Raw genomic sequence first — 16,437 nt, 5'->3', positions numbered from 1 at the left:
GGGTTTGCCTAGGGTGTTGCATCCGCCACGCTGACGCTCAGGGTCGGCTTCTCCTTGTCCATGGCGGTAAAGACAAACTTGTAGTTACCCGCCTTGCTCAGGGTCATACCGACGTCACTCCCCCCTTTGCACAGGGTAAGAGGGGCTGAAACGGTCAGCACATCGCTCGGCGCACACTTGCCGTAGTTGGCGATGTTCCAGCTGGCATCGGCGATCTTCAGGGTGGTCTGGCCCAATTGGCCATCGGTGACCGGCACGGTCAGCCCGTACATGTAGTTGCCATCAAAGCTCATCTGGTTGACGACATCCCACTGACCCAGGAAGCCACGCACAAAGATGCCCGTGTTGCCAAACGGTGGCAGCGTGCTCAGGTCAGTTTTCTTGCCAAGCGGCAGACCCGCCCCCTGCGCACCGGACTGCGGCTTGACGAACACCGCGGCCGACCAGGCCCCCAGCGTCAGGGTGCCGCCACTGACAGCGGCATCACGGGCGATACTGTTGCCAGCGCGGTGAGCTGAGCTCAGTTGCAAACCACTCAGGTCGATCGGCTGATCGTTGCCATCACGGAAGTCGCCGATGCTTTGGCTCTGGTTGGTGGCGTTGATCATGACCACCAGACCGTCGATAGCCGGATCCAGATCTGCCCCCGCATTGACACCGTCATCCACCGTCATCACGATCAGGCCGGGAACCTGATCCGGGCCGGTATTGCGGAAATCGACCCGCTTGATCACCTCGGCACCACTCCCCAGACGCAGCAGACGCGATGATTTGCGCAGCTCCGCCAGCTCCTGATAGAAGCTCACCATGGTCTCCATATCGGTGCCGTTTGGCTTGCCATTGAGCGTCAGCACCTTCTCGATCAGCGGGTAGTTGTCGCCATCCTTGTCTTTGCGCGGCAACCCCTTGTCAAAGTTGCTATCAGCCAAGGTGTAGTCAACCTTGTTGTACCAGTCGCCCGAGTCGTAGCTGTCCCGTTCCATGGATTTGGAACGCAACAGCTCGACACCGGCGTGGGTGAAGGGAATACCCTGTCCCAGCATGGCGGTAGCCAGCGATACCCCCTGCATCCGCACCAGATCGGCACTGGCAGGCGCCTTGTAGATCAGGTTGTCGAACAGGGTCTGGTTGTCGTGCTTGTCGACATAGTTCTGCACCTCCCCCGGATCCTTGGCATAACCGGCGCTCTGGCCGTTGTAGTCGATCTCGGAGCCCTTCTTCGGCACCCCGTCCTTGTCGGTCAGGACGAAATCCTTGAGGTTGCCCGCCATGCCAAGACGAACCAGATCCGCCAGATGGAGCGCCTGATCCCTGGTCACCTTGCTCGCTTCATTGGGGTAGACAAAGGCACCGTTGCCAAAGCCCTGAGTCTCGCGAATGGTATCGCCGCCGTCGAATGGACTGCCGCCGCGTACCGCATCGCGCAAGCGGTCGGAGAAGGAACCGATGCCTGTGCCGCCCAGATGCTTCTGGGTCGCCTGCACGAAGCGCTTGTCATCCTGCACTTCGCCGAAGTTCCACCCCTCGCCGTAGAAGTACATATCCGGGTTGACCTTCTTCACTGCGGCCAGCGCCTGCACCATCTGAGCTTTCGGGTGGTGGCCCATCAGGTCGAAGCGGAAGGCATCGATCTTGTAGTCGCGAGCCCAGGTCACCAGCGAATCATCCATCAGCTTGGCGAACATGGCGTGTTCCGGCGCCGTGTTGGAGCAGCAGGTGGAGTTCTCCACCGAGCCGGTCTCCGGGTTGAGGCGCTGATAGTACCAGGGCACTATCTTGTCGAGCACCGACTTGGGGCCGAGCCCGGATTCGTTGGTGTGGTTGTAGACCACGTCCATCACCACGTTCATGCCGATGTTCTGCTTGATGGCCTTGACCATCTCGCGGAACTCAAGGATGCGCTGGGTGCCCTCGGCATTGGTGGCGTAGGAGCCTTCCGGCGTGGTGTAGTGATAGGGGTCATAACCCCAGTTGAAGGAGTCGACGCCGCGCAGATAGCCGGAGAGCTCCTGCACCTGCGGGTTATCCCTGGTGTCGCCCGACTTGAGCGTATCCAACACCTGGCCGACAGTCTGGCCACCGCCGCAGTAAGTACCAAATCTGGATGTTTTCACATCCGGATTGACCTGACAGAGCTTGCTGAAGTCATCGCCGATATTGGCCACCTTGGCCGGATCCTCGTTGACAGTAGCGATGTCGAACACCGGCAGCAGGTGCAAGTGACTGACGCCACTCTTGGCCAGCTCCTGCAGATGTTTGACCGGTGCGGTATCGGTATCGGCCAGGCCGAGGAACTTGCCGCGATGCTCCAACGGGGTGGAATCATCGTTGCCGGTCAGATCGCGGACATGGGCTTCATAGATGGTGATGTCGGCGGGGTTCTGCTGGCTGTGGGGTGCCTTCAGGCTGTCCCACCCTTCCGGCTTGAGGGCCGGATCATCGAGATCCACCACCTGACTGAACTCGGAGTTCATCGCCAGACTCAGGGAGTAGGGGTCGGTCACCTCATAGTGCTCGACCTTGCGGCTCAGCGGGTGGTAAACCTCCATGTCGTAGCGGTAGAACTGGCCGATCAGCTCGCTGCACCCTTCGTAACTCCAGCTGCCGCTGGCGCTGTCAAAGGTCATCGCCACCTTGCGACGTTTCTTGTGATTGGCATTGTAGAGAGCCAGCTTGACCGACTTGGCGGTCGGCGCCCAGAGACGGAAGGTAACTCGGTTGCCATCTACCACGGCACCATAGCTGAGCTTGGTTGCCTCGGTCGCATAGAGGGCATCGAGGGCGCCAGCGCTCTGTACCAGAGTTGCACCCAGCAAAATGCCGTCAGCATCGGTACCGATAGCCACCAGCTCCCCCTTGAGCAGGGGCTTGAGATCCTTGCCGCTGGGCAGGGCAAAGGCAGCGGCATCCTTGAGGTGCGGATATTTGGCATGCTGCTCGGCGCTCAGAGTGGTAGGAGTCAGTTTGATATAGGGGAAATCAAATACCCCCTTGTTATTCGCTGTGATCTGCCCTGATGCTGCGTAGTAGAGGCGAACATGGGGCTTGTCCTTGCCCCCTTGCCAAATCAGGGTGTTGCCATCGATCAGATGAGCGCTGGCCCCTGCCACGCCAAACGCGGCGGTGAAGGCGTCGGCGCGGCTGCCAAACACCTCTTTCTTGCCCGCCACAATGGCTACGGTGCGATCCGGATGATCCTTGAAGATCACCTTCATGTCGCTGCCGGTCAGGTTGGCCAGATCGCCGTTGCGAGCGATAAAGTTGATGCACCCTTCCAGCTTGCTGAGCGGCACCACCCAGGCCGGGCCAAAGCTGTCAGCCGCAGCGGGACTCTTGCTCTTGTCATCCCAACCGCTGTTCAGGCCGCTCGCCTCGGTGGCAGAGCAGGCCTCGTTGTTCCAGAGATGAAGGCTGTAGCTGGCAAAGGGCCCTTCGGCACTTCTGGCTGCCACGGTCTGGGTATCAACCAGGGCGATCACCGCCTGATTGTTACCGGCCATCAGCAGCTCTTTGGGGGGATCTATCTTGGGCAGGCGAGCGACAGGCTCGGCCGGGGGCTTGGGGTTGGAGGGTGATGTGTTGTCATGACAGCCAGACAAAAGCGCGAGCAGTGAGGCTGTTACCAGCGCCACTTTGGTCTTTTTCATATCCATATTTTTATAATTCCCGCTGTGTAGTTAGTCTCGATAGTCGAGCCCCCGGTCATTGCCAGGTGGTGCCATCTTAATCAGCGAAAATCGTTGCAAATGTGAGCAGACGGGCAGAAAAGCCAAACTTTTTCAACAAGATAACGTTTTCAGATGGAAACTTGGATCCGGCTCACAGACCCCGCGGCAATTTGGCTTCATATCTGACTAACGGTTGTCACTGGGTCGGGAAAAGCAATTTTCGATCAAGTGGATAGAGAAGGAGCAGGTGATGAAAAGGATTGAGGAACAGGCGCAACGGCTGGATCTGGAGTACCAGGCGATCGGGCTGCTGTTCGACCAGTTTTGCCAGCAGGCTGGCACCCTGGCCGAGCAGTATCACTTCTTCAACTGGCCCGACTATGAGGACTCACCTCCCCTGAGCCGCGCATTTACTCTGCTGGGAGAGCCCCGCGAACTGCGGCTGCGCTGCCAGCCCGGCGAGCGCGGTGCCCTCAATGGTCTGCTCCAGGTGGTAGCCGAAGATGGCACCGTCGATGCAAGCCTTGGCTTTGGTGCCGACGGACAGCTGCTGCTGGAGTCAGGCAAACTGCTCGACAACCCGCCGCAACTGCTGCTCAAGCTGCTGCTGGGCGCGGTCTGGCAACACAAGCCGCAGGAGGAGATCACCGGGCAACCGCACTGACATCAGAGAGCCAACGGTGCTGAAATCAGGGGGCCAAGGCCCCCCTGTTTGCTTTTATTCGGTAGCGATCTCGATGGTGACATGTACCAGCTCTTCATGGATGGCGAGCCGCTCGCGGATCTGATTGGCCGACAGGGGCGCCATCATCAGCAGGGAGAGCACGCAGGCATACTGCTGCTGACCTACCCGCCAGACGTGGAGATCACGGATCTCGGTCTGTGGCAGTTCGGCAATCACCTCGCGGATCTCCGCCACCAGCGGGGCATCCATCTCGGCATCCAGCAACACCCGGCCGGAGTCGCGCAGCAGTCCCCAGGCCCATACAGCGACCAGTCCGGCCCCCACTATGCCCATCAGCGGATCGAGCCAGTCGGCCCCCCACAGCATGCCCCCCACCAGCGCCAGAATCGCCAGCACCGAGGTGGCTGCATCTGCCAGCACGTGGATGTAGGCGGCGCGCAGGTTTAGATCCTGATGGCCGTGGTGATGATCGTGCGAGTGATCGTGGTCGTGATGATCATCATGGTGACCATGCCCATGGCCGTGATGATGGTGGTGACCGTGATCATCCTTAAGCAGCCAGGCACAGGCAAGGTTCACCAGCAAGCCGACGATGGCGATGGCGATAGCCTGCTGGTAGTGGATCGGGCTGGGATCCAGCAGCCGGAACACCGATTCGAACAGCATCATGCCGGCCACCCCCACCAGCAAGAGAGCACTGGTAAAGCCACCCAGCACCTCGATCTTCCAGGTGCCGAAGCTGAATCTGTGGTCACGGGCAAAGTGGCGGGCGGCGCGGTAGGCCAATACCGAGAGACCGAGGGCCAGTGCGTGGGAGCTCATGTGCCAGCCATCGGCCAACAGCGCCATGGAGTTGTAGAACCAGCCGCCGCCGATCTCCGCCACCATCATGATGACTGTGAGCAGCACGGCCCAGCGGGTCTTCTGTTCGGCCAGCGGATTGCCTTCGTGCACAACGGGTTGGTGGCAGTGGGATGAGGCGAGGGATGACATGAATTTCTCCTGAGAACGACAATACAATATACTATACCCTAGTATAGTTTTATTGATCGAAAGGATCCTGCATGTCACACACCATCCACGACAAGAAGAAGCTGCTGGCACGGGTGCGCCGCATCAAGGGACAGGCCGGGGCGCTGGAAAGTGCGCTGGAGCAGGAGAGCGAGTGCGCAGCCATTTTGCAGCAGATCGCCGCCATCCGCGGCGCCGTCAACGGCCTGATGCTGGAGGTGCTGGAGGGGCACATGCGCGAACACCTGGGCGCCGAAGAGGCGACCCACGCCGAGCGGCTGGAGGATCTGGATCAGGTAGTGCGGGTCTTGCGATCCTATCTGAAGTAAGGCCTCAGAATGGGGCTGCGGGCAGCTCCGCATCATCCCGTTTACAGCAGACCAGTGTCGGCCCGCCAGCCCTACCCCTTTCTGACTTGAGCCCTCGCCGGCTTTACGCCATGATGAGCGCCGATCATTGATCGCCATACTCTGGATTCCATTTCGCAAGGACCCCCCATGTTTGAACACGTCGATGCCTATGCTGGCGACCCCATCCTGACCCTGGTCGAGACCTTCCACAAAGACACCCGCGAGCAGAAGGTGAACCTGGGGATCGGCCTCTATTACGACGAGCAGGGGCGTATTCCGCTGCTGCCGTCGGTGCAGCAGGCCGAAGCACAGCGCGCTGCAGCCCCGGCGCCACGCCCCTACCAGCCGATGGAGGGTGCAGCCAACTACCGCACTGCGGTGCAGCACCTGCTGTTTGGTGCCGACCATGAAGCGGTCAAGGCGGGTCGCATCGCCACCATCCAGACCATCGGCGGCTCAGGCGCGCTGAAGATTGGCGCAGACCTGCTCAAGCGCTACTTCCCGACCTCCGAGGTGTGGGTCAGCAATCCGACCTGGGACAACCACAAGGCGATGTTCGAGGGCGCCGGCATCAAGGTGCACGACTACCCCTACTACGATGCGGCCACCGGCGGCGTGCAGTTCGATGCGATGATCGACTGCCTGAGCACCCTGCCGGCCAAGAGCATCGTGCTGCTGCACCCCTGCTGCCACAACCCGACCGGGGTGGATCTCTCCCGCGCCCAGTGGGATCGGGTGATTGCGCTGGTGGTCGAGAAGAACCTGATCCCCTTTATGGACATCGCCTATCAGGGCTTCGGTGATGGACTGGAAGAGGACGCCTACGCCATCCGCGCCATGGTGGCCGCCGGTGTCAGCTTCTTCGTCAGCAACTCCTTCTCCAAGAACCTCTCCTTCTACGGCGAGCGCTGTGGTGGCCTGTCGGTCATCTGCAAAGATGCCGAAGAGGCGAGCCGAGTGCTGGGCCAGATGAAGGCCACCGTGCGTCGCAACTACTCCAGCCCTCCCACCCACGGTGGCCAGATCACCGCGGCGGTGATGAGCCAGCCCGAGCTGCACGCCATGTGGGTCGATGAAGTGACCGAGATGCGCACCCGCATCAAGGCGATGCGCCAGAAGCTGTTCGAGGTGCTGAGCGCCAAGGTGCCGGGCCGCGATTTCAGCTACTTCATCAACCAGCGCGGCATGTTCAGCTACACCGGCTTCACCCCGGAGCAGGTAGATCGCCTGCGCGAGGAGTTCGCCGTCTATCTGGTGCGCTCCGGCCGCATGTGCGTGGCGGGCCTCAACAGTCGCAACGTCGACTATGTGGCTGACGCCATGGCGGCGGTGCTCAAGGGCTAATCCGCATCAGCCCCGCTTTGGCGGGGCTTTTTGTCTGTTTCATTCGCTTGTGGAGTCTTTATGGATCTGATCGCACTCTCGAGATTGGGCGGTCGCCATCTGGTCACCCTGCACCTGCTGCTCGACAACCAAAGCGTCACCCGCACCGCCGAACGGCTCTGCACCACCCCCTCGACCGTCAGCAAGACCCTCAACCAGCTGCGTGAGCAGCTCGGCGATCAGCTGCTCTACCGCCAGGGCAACCAGTTGCTGCTCACCCCCTTTGCCGAACGGCTGGCCCCGACCCTGCACCGACTGCTGAGCGAACTGAGCGGACTGACTCGCCAGAACGCCTTCGACCCCTTGCAGTGGCAAGGCACCCTGCGGCTGGGATTGCGCGAGAGCGTGATGAGCTGGCCGGTGGGGCCGATTTTGGGGCAGCTGATGAGAGAGGTGCCCGGCATGGTGCCGGAAATTTGGAACAAGGATGAACAGGGGCTGGAGGCACTGGCGGCGGGCAAGCTCGACTTTGTCATCCTGCCTCACGATCAGAGCCAGCCGTTGCCGCGCCAGCAAGGGCTGGTGTGGGAGACACTCCGGGAAGAGCAGCTGGTCTGCCTGCTGCGTAAGGATCATCCGGCGCTGGCACAGCCATGGGATCTCGATGCTTACCTGAGCTGGCGCCACATCGCCATCCGCGACAGCGAGCTGGCCAACCCCTTCTTCGAGCAGAGTCTGGCCCAGCAGCAGGTACGCCGCCAGATTGGCGCCACCCTGCCCGATTTTGCCAGCGCCGCGGCCCTGCTACCTCACTGCGATCTCATCCTCACCGCCATCGGTGGCTGGGCGACACGCATGGCCAGCCAGCAGGATCTGGTGATCAGGCCGGTTCCGTTCGATTACGGCAAGGTAAGCCACAGTCTGGTCTGGTATGGCCCGGCCGGCGATGGTTCGGCTCGTCACTGGTTCCGCCAGCGGATCCTGCAACTGGGTCGGGAGTTGACGCCGCCCTGAACCGGGCGGCCCTGCCATCAGGGGCGTTTGGTATAGATGGGGCTGGGAAAGTGGGAGACATTGTTGCCCAGCTCGGTAATGCGGGCCGCCCCCTGCTTTTGCACCTGATCGATGCGCAGCACCTGATGCATGGGGATCATGGTGTGGCGGACATCGGCAAATTCGTTTTTGAGCTTCTCGTGACTGGGGTCGACGATAAGCGCCGTGTGGTTGTCCCACACAAAATCGGCGATCTCGATAAAACCGAACAGCTGGCCCTGATTCACCTCGCGTACATACACTTCGTAGCGCTCGCTGTGGCAAATAAACTGAACCCGATATAACGCCTTGCTTTCACTCATGATTCTTTGTCATTGCAGGGAAGAGGATGCCCGATATTCTAGCCGTCCCCCTCGCCCCCTCCAATAGACAGAAATCACAGTTGTCCGCTTTGGCGGCGCTGCCTGTCGTATTGTGGCATGACTCCGAAATCAGATTAGCGGCGGCAGCGTCACTGGCCCCAGCTCGGCCTCACGCAAACGACTTGCCAGCAGTTCCAGCTCGTCACGAGTGGCCTCGGGCCAGCGGGTCGCCTCACCCCTCACCCCGTGGTGACGAAAACCGTTGAGCCGGATCGGCACAGCGCCGAGCTGGCCCAGAAAATCGGCAAGACCGCGATCGAGCCTCCCCTCTGCGTCCAGAAAATCGCTCCTGCCCGGCACATGGAGCAGCCGCAACTCGGCCAGCTTGCCGTGACTTGCCAGCAACCTGAGCGAAGCCAGCACCCGATCGCGGCCATAGCCGGTCAGGGAGAGGTGTACCGAGTCACGCCACCCCTTGAGGTCGATCATGGCACCGTCGAGCTGCGGCAGCAGCCGCCGCCAGCCTGTCTCCGCGAGCGAGCCATTGCTGTCGAGCAGACAGCTGAGATGGGCCAGATCCGGCGCCTCCTTGATGGCGCGAAACAGGGCCACCACGAAAGGAAGCCGGGTGGTCGCCTCACCGCCCGAGACAGTAATGCCGCTCAGCAGCGGGCCGTAGCGGCGCAGCAGGGCCAGCACTTCGGCTACCGTCATGGTAGTGGTTTTGGGATTGGCGCTGCGCGGGCAGGCCTCCAGACAGGCATCGCAATCGGTGCAGAGCGCCTCCTGCCAATTAACCTTGCCCTCGCTCATGGTGAGGGCGCCACTCGGGCAGACCGCAAGGCAGTCGCCGCAATCGTCGCACAGCCCGATAGTGTGGGGATTGTGACAACCGGGGCAGCTGAAGTTGCACCCTTGCAGAAACAAGACCAGCCGGTTGCCCGGCCCGTCAACACAGGAAAAAGGCAGCACCCTGCTCACCAGGGCGCTGCGCGCCAGCGGAGCCTCATCCATCAGACTTGGCTCAGTACTGGCAGATGGTCGACTCATTGGCGACCACTCGCGGTGCCCGCTGGCGAATGGCGGTCACTTCACTCGCCTCGGCACCAAGACAGGTGGTCTGCAGCCGCGAGCCCTCCTCTGCAAATCGGGCCACGTCGCTCTTGCGGATCATGTAGCCGGTCACCCGCACCAGATCGCTGTCGGCCACGTTGGCGGTGAACTCGCGCATACCGATGGCGAGCGCCCCCTTGCAGAGCTGCAGCAGCGCCTGCGGATTCTGGCGGATGGTGGGATCCAGCGTCAGGATCTCGCTGATCCCCGAGTGGTAGTAGCCGTGGTGCGGCGCCAGCGCCAGCACATGGCTGGCAGGATCCGGCTCCTGCCCGTAGGGAATCCGTACCCCCGGGGTCACCGCCACATCGATGCTGAGGCCGCCCTGTGAGTGCAGCAGAGCGTGCCCACCCCAAGCATGGGCCTGCGGCGTCGTAGTGACATATTCCGAAAGCTGGGCCGAGATGCGATAGCCAAGCTGATTTGCCTCTTCGTCGTGACCGTAGCGGCCCGGCAGATTCTCTTTATCCATCAGGATGTTGACCGCTTCCGCCATGCCGTAGATGCCAAACATGGGGACGAAGCGCTCTTCATCCAGCAGCCCCTCCTTGACCAGGAAGCTGTCGAAGAAACCGGACTCCTCGTGCAGGAAGGCGGCGCGCACCGCGATCAGCTGGGACGTGAGACGGCAGTAGTGGGGCAGCAGGCAACCGAGGAAGTCATCGATCCCCTGTGCCTGCTCGGCGACCCGCTTGAGGGAGATGCGCACCAGGGTGTTGGCACCACCGGCCTGCGGCAGGGAGTTGTAGCAGCTGACGATGCCAAACCCACGCTGGTCGAAGGTATCGCGATGGATCGGGTAGTTGGCGATGTGCGGCTTGCTGCACTCGGCGATATTCTTCACCGCCAGCAGCAGCAGATCGTCGGGAGTCTGCTCCGGATCGTGGAAGAAGGTGAGGTTGGGGGCCACCTGCTTGAGCTCGTTGTCGATGCGCAGGATCAGGCGGCAGATCCGGTTGTCATCGGGGCCAATGTTGACGTGCATGAAGGCGTCCGGCAGCACCCGATCCAGATAGATCCAGAACCCTTTCAGCTTGCGGTAGAGAGTCTCGTCATCCAGCTCGCCGACAAAGGGGAGCAGCAGCTGATCGAGCCGTCCCAGCCAGACCGGCATGCCGGTGACGGAAGGAGCGTGGTGATAGAGGATGCGCAGGGCATCGAGCGCTTCATCGAAATCCCGCGGCGCTGCCAGCTCCAGCCAGGCTGAGCCCTGGGTCAGGAACTTCTCGTAGTCCGGCAGCACATAGCGCGGCTTGTAGGGGGCGTGGCCCTCGAACATGTCACAGACAAATCCCTGCGCCATCGCCTCGGCCACTGCGGCAGGCAGGTCGGGGTATGGCAGCGCATTCTCGGCGGCCAGCGCCAGCGCGTGGCTTTTCTGGGCGGGAGAGAGATGGGGATCGCGCACGATGCGCTGGCAGGTTTCGGTCAAAGACATGGCAAGCTCCTTCACTGGCTGAGCCCATATCCTCACCTTTTGCAGGCTTTTTTGGAATTGACATTCATAACATGGTGGATGTCCATAAAAGACATCCGAAAGGCGGGATCACATCCGCTACAAACCAACGGGGCCCGCTCGATGGAGCGGGCCCCGTTCATCAATCAGGGCTCGATAATGATGGGTGTGCCGGGCTTGACGGCCTCCCACACCTCATCCAGATCGTGGTTGAGCATGGCGATACAGCCGTTGGTCCAGTTGGAGGGCTGTACCCTGCGGTTGCCAATGCTGTTGATCTGACCGTGGATCATGATCATGCCACCCGGGTTTACCCCCTTCTCGTTGGCCGCCTTGATGTCGTCCAGATTGGGGTAGTTGATGTGGATAGCCTTGTAATAGCCGGAGTTGGTCTTCTTGTAGTCGAGGATGTAGCGACCTTCCGGGGTGCGCTGATCCCCTTCCCGCTGCTTGTGACCCTTGGGCGCCGGGCCCAGCGCGATCCAGTAGCGTTTGACCTCTTTGCCATCCTTCATCAGGGTCAGGCTATAGGTGGACTTCTTGACCACCACCATGTCGGCAGACAGGGTGGCAAAACTCAATGCGGGCCACAGCCCCAGTAAACACAGTAATACGGCTCTCATTCCATCCCTCGACAAGCCTCTGATACGGGCTTTGGTGTTGCCAAATCATCTGAATAATCTTCGCCTGCTGGCGAGCGAGCGCCATGATATTGGATCGCCATCAATACTCAATATGCGCGATAAAACATATCTTGGCACCGGTTTCGCCTGATCCCCGCGCACGTCATTCAAACTTCAATAATTAATATTCAAAACAATAAGATAGCGTCAAACATCAGTTCTGGCGTATGACCTGATGATCGGCGATGATTACTTTTCAATCCATCGACAGGATCATGCCATGCGCTCTTCATGCCGCTTCGTCCACCTGCTGTTGTCACCCCTGCTGCTCTGGCTGCCCGCATCTCACGCAGCGGATGCACTCTGGCTGCGCGACCCCGCCCTCTCCCCCGATGGCAAGCAGCTTGCCTTCACCTGGCAGGGACGGATCTTCATCACCAGCGCACAAGGGGGGCCGGCCAGTGCCCTTACCGGCAGCAGCTACCTGAGCCAGCGCCCCATCTGGTCGCCGGATGGCAAGCAGATCGCTTTTGCCGCCAACCTCTATGGCAACGAAGATGTGTTCGTGGTGCCCGCCAGCGGCGGCAAGATGGTGCGGCTCACCCGCGACTCGCGCAACGACCTGCCGCAGGCGTTCAGCCCCGATGGCAAGCAGCTGCTGCTGAGCAGCCAGCGGCTGGCCGACCCCAATGCCGATCACTTCGTGGCCGAAGGGGTGCAGGTCAGCGCCCTCTACTGGGCACCGGTAACGGGGGGCAAGCTGCAGGCCGATCTGCCACTGCCAGCGATCCTCGCCCGCCCGCACGGGCAGCAGCTCGCCTATCAGATGCCGTCGATGGATCAACCCTTTCGCAAGCACCAGCACTCGTTTGCCGTCCCCCGCCTCTGGTTGTTTGATGGCAAGCAGCACCGCCAGCTGACCGAGGATCGCATCGCCGCCACCGATCCGGTCTGGAGCGACAAGGGGGATACCCTCTTTTACCTGAGCGAGCGCAGCGGTGACTTCAACGTCTGGCGCCGCGATCTGGCCAGCGGCAAGGAGCAGCAGCTGACCCACTACAAGGGCAATCCGGTGCGGGGGCTGAGCGCCTCGCGCAGCGGCGATCTGGTCTGGTCGTGGCTCGGGGAGCTCTACCGCCTCGATGCCGGCAGCACCGAGCCGCGCAAGCTCGCCATCACGCCGCAGGTGGTGAGCGAGCCGGACGAGCAGAACCACTCCAACAATCAGGCTGACGAGATCCTGGTCAGCGAGGAGGGCAAGGAGCTGATCCTGGTGAGCGAGGGGAGCCTGTTCGCCGTCGATCCCGAGCGGGAGCGGGTACGCCAGCTCACCGACTCCCCCAGTGAGCAATCGAGCCCTCTCTTTGCCGAGAAGGAGCGCTCGCTTATCTACCTCTCCGAACAGGATGGGCCGGCCGCCCTCTATCGCCTGCGCAAAGCGGATCCGGATCGTCTCTTCAGCGATCCGGGCCCCTTGCAGGAGAGCCTGCTGCTGGCCATTCCCGGCAAGGGGATCAGCCGTCCGGTGCTCTCTCCCGATGGCAAGCAGCTCGCCTTCGTGGTCGACGGTCAGGCCATCCATCTGCTCGATCTGGCGAGCAACAAAGAGCGCGAGCTGGTGCCCGCCAGCTTCAACCCCTCGCGCCACGAGGTGATGCTCGCCTTTGCTCCCGACTCCCGCCATCTGGCGCTCACCTTCCGCCCCGACTCGGCCCAGCAGGAGATCGCTGTGCTCGATACGGCCGATGCCAAAGCCAAACCGGTTAACGTCAGCCTCAACGGCTATCAGGACGGGGCACCGGCCTGGAGTCAGGATGGCGGCATCCTCTACTGGCAATCGACCCGTTACGGAGTGCTGGATGCCGATGGTGAACCCCTTGGCAGCAACCTGCTCGGCATCTACAGCAGCCGGGCGGCCAAGGCGGACTTTCTGGCCGAAGTGGCGCCGCCCAAGGAGGGGTATGGCTTCGAGACCGATCGCCTCTCCCATCGGGAGGCGCTGCAACTCTTCCCCAGCGGCACGCTGCTCGCCAGCCGGGTCGTTCACGACCAGCTCGTCTATCTGGTGGAAGAGGGGGGCCCCAACAACGAGAGCGAGATCAAGGGTTACTCGCTCGACCTGCGCAAGGGGGAGACCCGCCAGCTGTTTGGCGATCAGCCGGGGCCGGCCATGGCCACCCTCAATCGGGAGGCGACCCTGGCCACTCTGGTGCGGGACGGAGAGATCACCCGCATTAATCTCGACTCCGGCGAGGCGCTCAGCTCCGCTTTCGAGCTGGTGCAGAGCAGGGGCCAGCACGCCCGGATGGTGGCCGCCTTTGACCAGATCGCCCGCCTCACCCGGGACGAGTTCTATCGCGACGACATGAACGGAGTGGATTGGAACGGTTATGTCGCCACCTATCGCCGGCTGCTTGCCGGCATCAACAACGGCCGCGACTTCGGTGACCTGCTGGCGGAGCTGGCGGGCGAGCTGAACGTTTCCCACACCTGGGGCTATGGCCCCACTCGCTATCCCGACATGGCGGATGAGACCGCCAGTCTCGGGGGCTACTGGCAGGATGGCAAAGAGGGGGTAGTGCTGACCCATCTGCTGCCCGGCGGGCCGCTGGATCAGGAGAGCGACATCGCCGCCGGTGCCCGTCTGCTTGCCATCAACGGCAATCCGGTCGCCACCCGGACAGAGCTCGATCGCGCCCTCAACCACAAGGCCGGGGCACGGCTTGCCCTCACCTTCCAGCAGGTGGGGAACAAGGAGCCGGACGAGGTGGAGGTGACCGCCATCGATCAGCAGCAGGAGTACCGGCTGCAGCTCGACAGCTGGATCGCCAAACGGCGGGATCTGGTGGCCAAGCTGAGCAAGGGCCGGGTCGGCTACGTCTATCTGCCGGAGATGAACAGCGCCGTCTATGAGGAGCTGGTGTCGGAGGCGCTCGGCCGCTTGCGCAGCAGCGAGGCGCTCATCGTCGACGTGCGCTTCAACAAGGGGGGCTATCTGGCCAATACCCTGGTCGGCTTCCTCACCGGCAGCAGCAGCGCCCACGGCATGGCCATCTCGGATCCCAAGGCGGGACAAGGGGCCAGCGATGCCGCGACCCGTCAATGGACCAAACCCTCGGTGGTGCTGGTCAACGCCGGCAGCTACTCGGAGGGCTCCGCCTTCCCCGAGTACTACCGCGCACTCAAGATTGGCCCCATCGTCGGCGAGCCGGTTCCCGGCACCGGCACCATGGTCTATGGCCATACTTCCCGCCTCGTGCCCGGCCTCTCCTACGGCATTCCGACTCTGGGGTTGCGCAAACCGGACGGCACCTTCTACGAAAATCAGGAGCTGATCCCGGATCTGCAGGTGCCCCTCACTCCGGCTGACATGCTGGCCGGGCGGGATCCGCAACTGGAAGCCGCGGTACAGGCCGCCCTCAAGCAGCTGCCCGCCAGCGCCAAATAACGGCGCCCATCGAGCTCACCGAAAGCGAAACAGCTCTCGATGCAGATGCCCGTCCGGCAACAGCCGGGTCAGGGCATCTGCCATCCCCTCCGGCCCGCAAAACCACACCTGCGCAGGTGCATCCTGCGCGATGCGGGCCAGATCCAGCCGCCCGGCCGCCTTGTCCAGATGCAGCTGATAGCGCACGCCAGTGCGATGACAGAGCTCGGCCAACCGCTGGTGGTAGACGGCGCCCGCCAGATCAGGCGCGCACTGGATCAGTGTGATCCCCTCGCCCCGCTCTCCACGGGCCGCCAGCCCCTCCAGCCAGGCCACAAACGGCGTGATACCGATCCCGGCCCCCAGCCAGAGAGCTCGCCCTCCCCCTTGCGGGGCGACAAAGGCGCCATAGGGGCCGGTCACCACCACCTCATCCCCGACGCGCGCCTCTGCCACCAACTGGCGGGTATGATCCCCGAGCGCCCGCACCGCGATCACCAGCTGGCGCCGATCCACTGACACCCGCACCAGGGTAAAGGGGTGCGGCCCCTCCTTGGCGTCAAATTCGAAGAAGGCAAACTGACCCGGGCGGTAATGGGCGAGCGGCCACTCCAGCTGCATGGTCAGCTCGCAAGTCTGATCCGCCAGCGTGCGCACTGCAATGACCCGGCCGGGATGGCGTTGCCGCGCCCCCACTTGCCCCAGCAAGGAGTAGAGGGCTCCGATAGCACCGATCCCGCCGATCAACCAGATCGACACCCCAACAGGCGTCATGGCCCCCACCTGAGGCAACAGGCAGAGCCCATGCCCCCAGCCCGCCAGATAGATGAGTGGCGCCAGCCGGTGGATCAGTCGAAAGCGGCCATAACTCACCAGCGCCAGCAAACTCACCACCACCAGCGCAATCAGCAGATAGAAACTCCACTCCCCCAGGGTATTGCCAAGGGCATGGAGCGAGATGCCATTCCCGGCACCAGCGCCCGTCCCAGCTGCGGCAGCGTTGGCCCCACGCCGGGCGGGACGGGTCAGCCAACCCGCCGAGACCGCCCACTTGGGCGCCTCCACCAGCAGCCAGTGAGCGGTCAGTGCCAATGCGCCGCCGATGGCCGTCTGGCGGTGCAATCGCAACATCCGATCCAGACCGCCACACCACACCTCCAGCTGTGGCAGACGCAACGCCAGCAACAGCGAAATGGCCATATAGGCCATCCCCAACAGGCCCGTCAGCAGCAACATCTCATGGCGCCAGGGCCACACCCCGTTGGCATCCCCCGCATAACCCAGCCACCAGACTCCGACCGCCAGCAGCGGCAACAGCCACCACACCCGTTTACTCGTCATAACATGCTCCCTGGTTCCATCGCGGCAGGGCCTCGCCCCTGCTCATGGCGCCATTACACTCCCGTCCGGTCACAAGACTTTGCCA

The 16,437-nt window shown here is 62.3% G+C and carries 12 protein-coding genes; 5 read left to right on the top strand and 7 right to left on the bottom strand.

The genetic code is table 11. The features are described 5' to 3' along the window. Positions 1-8: 8 nt before the first annotated feature. Positions 9-3,653, bottom strand: a complete 3,645-nt coding sequence (gene pulA, locus LG31_RS0108390; protein WP_238567509.1) for a pullulanase-type alpha-1,6-glucosidase — start codon at positions 3,651-3,653, stop codon at positions 9-11. 265 nt (positions 3,654-3,918) lie between these two features. On the opposite strand from pulA, the gene LG31_RS0108385 reads away from it, so the two are divergent. Next, complete coding sequence (locus LG31_RS0108385; protein ID WP_033114020.1) at positions 3,919-4,332, top strand: hypothetical protein; 414 nt, start codon at positions 3,919-3,921, stop codon at positions 4,330-4,332. Between the two features lie 54 nt (positions 4,333-4,386). Here the strand turns inward: LG31_RS0108385 and dmeF are convergent, their stop codons facing one another. After that, positions 4,387-5,346: a CDF family Co(II)/Ni(II) efflux transporter DmeF gene (gene dmeF / locus LG31_RS0108380; RefSeq protein ID WP_033114019.1), complete on the bottom strand. Its 960-nt coding sequence runs from the start codon at positions 5,344-5,346 to the stop codon at positions 4,387-4,389. A gap of 71 nt (positions 5,347-5,417) precedes the next feature. On the opposite strand from dmeF, the gene LG31_RS0108375 reads away from it, so the two are divergent. The 3 genes from LG31_RS0108375 to LG31_RS0108365 all read left to right on the top strand — a co-directional run bounded on the left by LG31_RS0108375 (position 5,418) and on the right by LG31_RS0108365 (position 8,051). After that, the gene (locus LG31_RS0108375; protein ID WP_033114018.1) at positions 5,418-5,693 is read left to right on the top strand and encodes a metal/formaldehyde-sensitive transcriptional repressor; all 276 of its coding nucleotides are present in this window, start codon (positions 5,418-5,420) and stop codon (positions 5,691-5,693) included. Positions 5,694-5,861: 168 nt separating this feature from the next. Next, on the top strand, positions 5,862-7,058 hold the full coding sequence (locus tag LG31_RS0108370) for an amino acid aminotransferase (RefSeq protein WP_033114017.1): 1,197 nt from the start codon (positions 5,862-5,864) through the stop codon (positions 7,056-7,058). 60 nt (positions 7,059-7,118) lie between these two features. Beyond that, positions 7,119-8,051, top strand: coding sequence for a LysR family transcriptional regulator (locus tag LG31_RS0108365; RefSeq protein ID WP_033114016.1), 933 nt, complete (start codon positions 7,119-7,121; stop codon positions 8,049-8,051). 17 nt (positions 8,052-8,068) lie between these two features. On the opposite strand, the gene LG31_RS0108360 is transcribed toward LG31_RS0108365, so the two are convergent. The 4 genes from LG31_RS0108360 to LG31_RS0108345 all read right to left on the bottom strand — a co-directional run bounded on the left by LG31_RS0108360 (position 8,069) and on the right by LG31_RS0108345 (position 11,584). After that, the gene (locus LG31_RS0108360) at positions 8,069-8,392 is read right to left on the bottom strand and encodes a DUF1820 family protein (protein WP_033114015.1); all 324 of its coding nucleotides are present in this window, start codon (positions 8,390-8,392) and stop codon (positions 8,069-8,071) included. Between the two features lie 129 nt (positions 8,393-8,521). After that, positions 8,522-9,373 (bottom strand): YjjW family glycine radical enzyme activase, encoded by an 852-nt coding sequence (locus tag LG31_RS0108355; RefSeq protein ID WP_033114088.1) that lies wholly within the window; start codon positions 9,371-9,373, stop codon positions 8,522-8,524. 43 nt (positions 9,374-9,416) lie between these two features. After that, positions 9,417-10,943: a YjjI family glycine radical enzyme gene (locus LG31_RS0108350; RefSeq protein WP_033114014.1), complete on the bottom strand. Its 1,527-nt coding sequence runs from the start codon at positions 10,941-10,943 to the stop codon at positions 9,417-9,419. A 164-nt stretch (positions 10,944-11,107) separates the two neighbouring features. Beyond that, entirely contained in the window at positions 11,108-11,584 is a 477-nt protein-coding gene (locus LG31_RS0108345; RefSeq protein WP_033114013.1) for a L,D-transpeptidase family protein, read from the bottom strand. A 280-nt stretch (positions 11,585-11,864) separates the two neighbouring features. On the opposite strand from LG31_RS0108345, the gene LG31_RS0108340 reads away from it, so the two are divergent. Further along, positions 11,865-15,032, top strand: coding sequence for a S41 family peptidase (locus LG31_RS0108340; RefSeq protein ID WP_033114012.1), 3,168 nt, complete (start codon positions 11,865-11,867; stop codon positions 15,030-15,032). A gap of 15 nt (positions 15,033-15,047) precedes the next feature. Here LG31_RS0108340 and LG31_RS0108335 read toward each other — a convergent pair whose 3' ends face one another. After that, complete coding sequence (locus LG31_RS0108335; RefSeq protein ID WP_033114011.1) at positions 15,048-16,352, bottom strand: ferredoxin reductase family protein; 1,305 nt, start codon at positions 16,350-16,352, stop codon at positions 15,048-15,050. Positions 16,353-16,437 lie beyond the last annotated feature (85 nt).

Origin of the sequence: Aeromonas lacus (assembly GCF_000764665.1) — a bacterium.
GTDB classification, from domain to species: Bacteria; Pseudomonadota; Gammaproteobacteria; order Enterobacterales; family Aeromonadaceae; genus Aeromonas; species Aeromonas lacus.
Note: the sequence above shows the minus strand (reverse complement) of the source record. Positions and strands in the feature narration are given on the sequence as shown.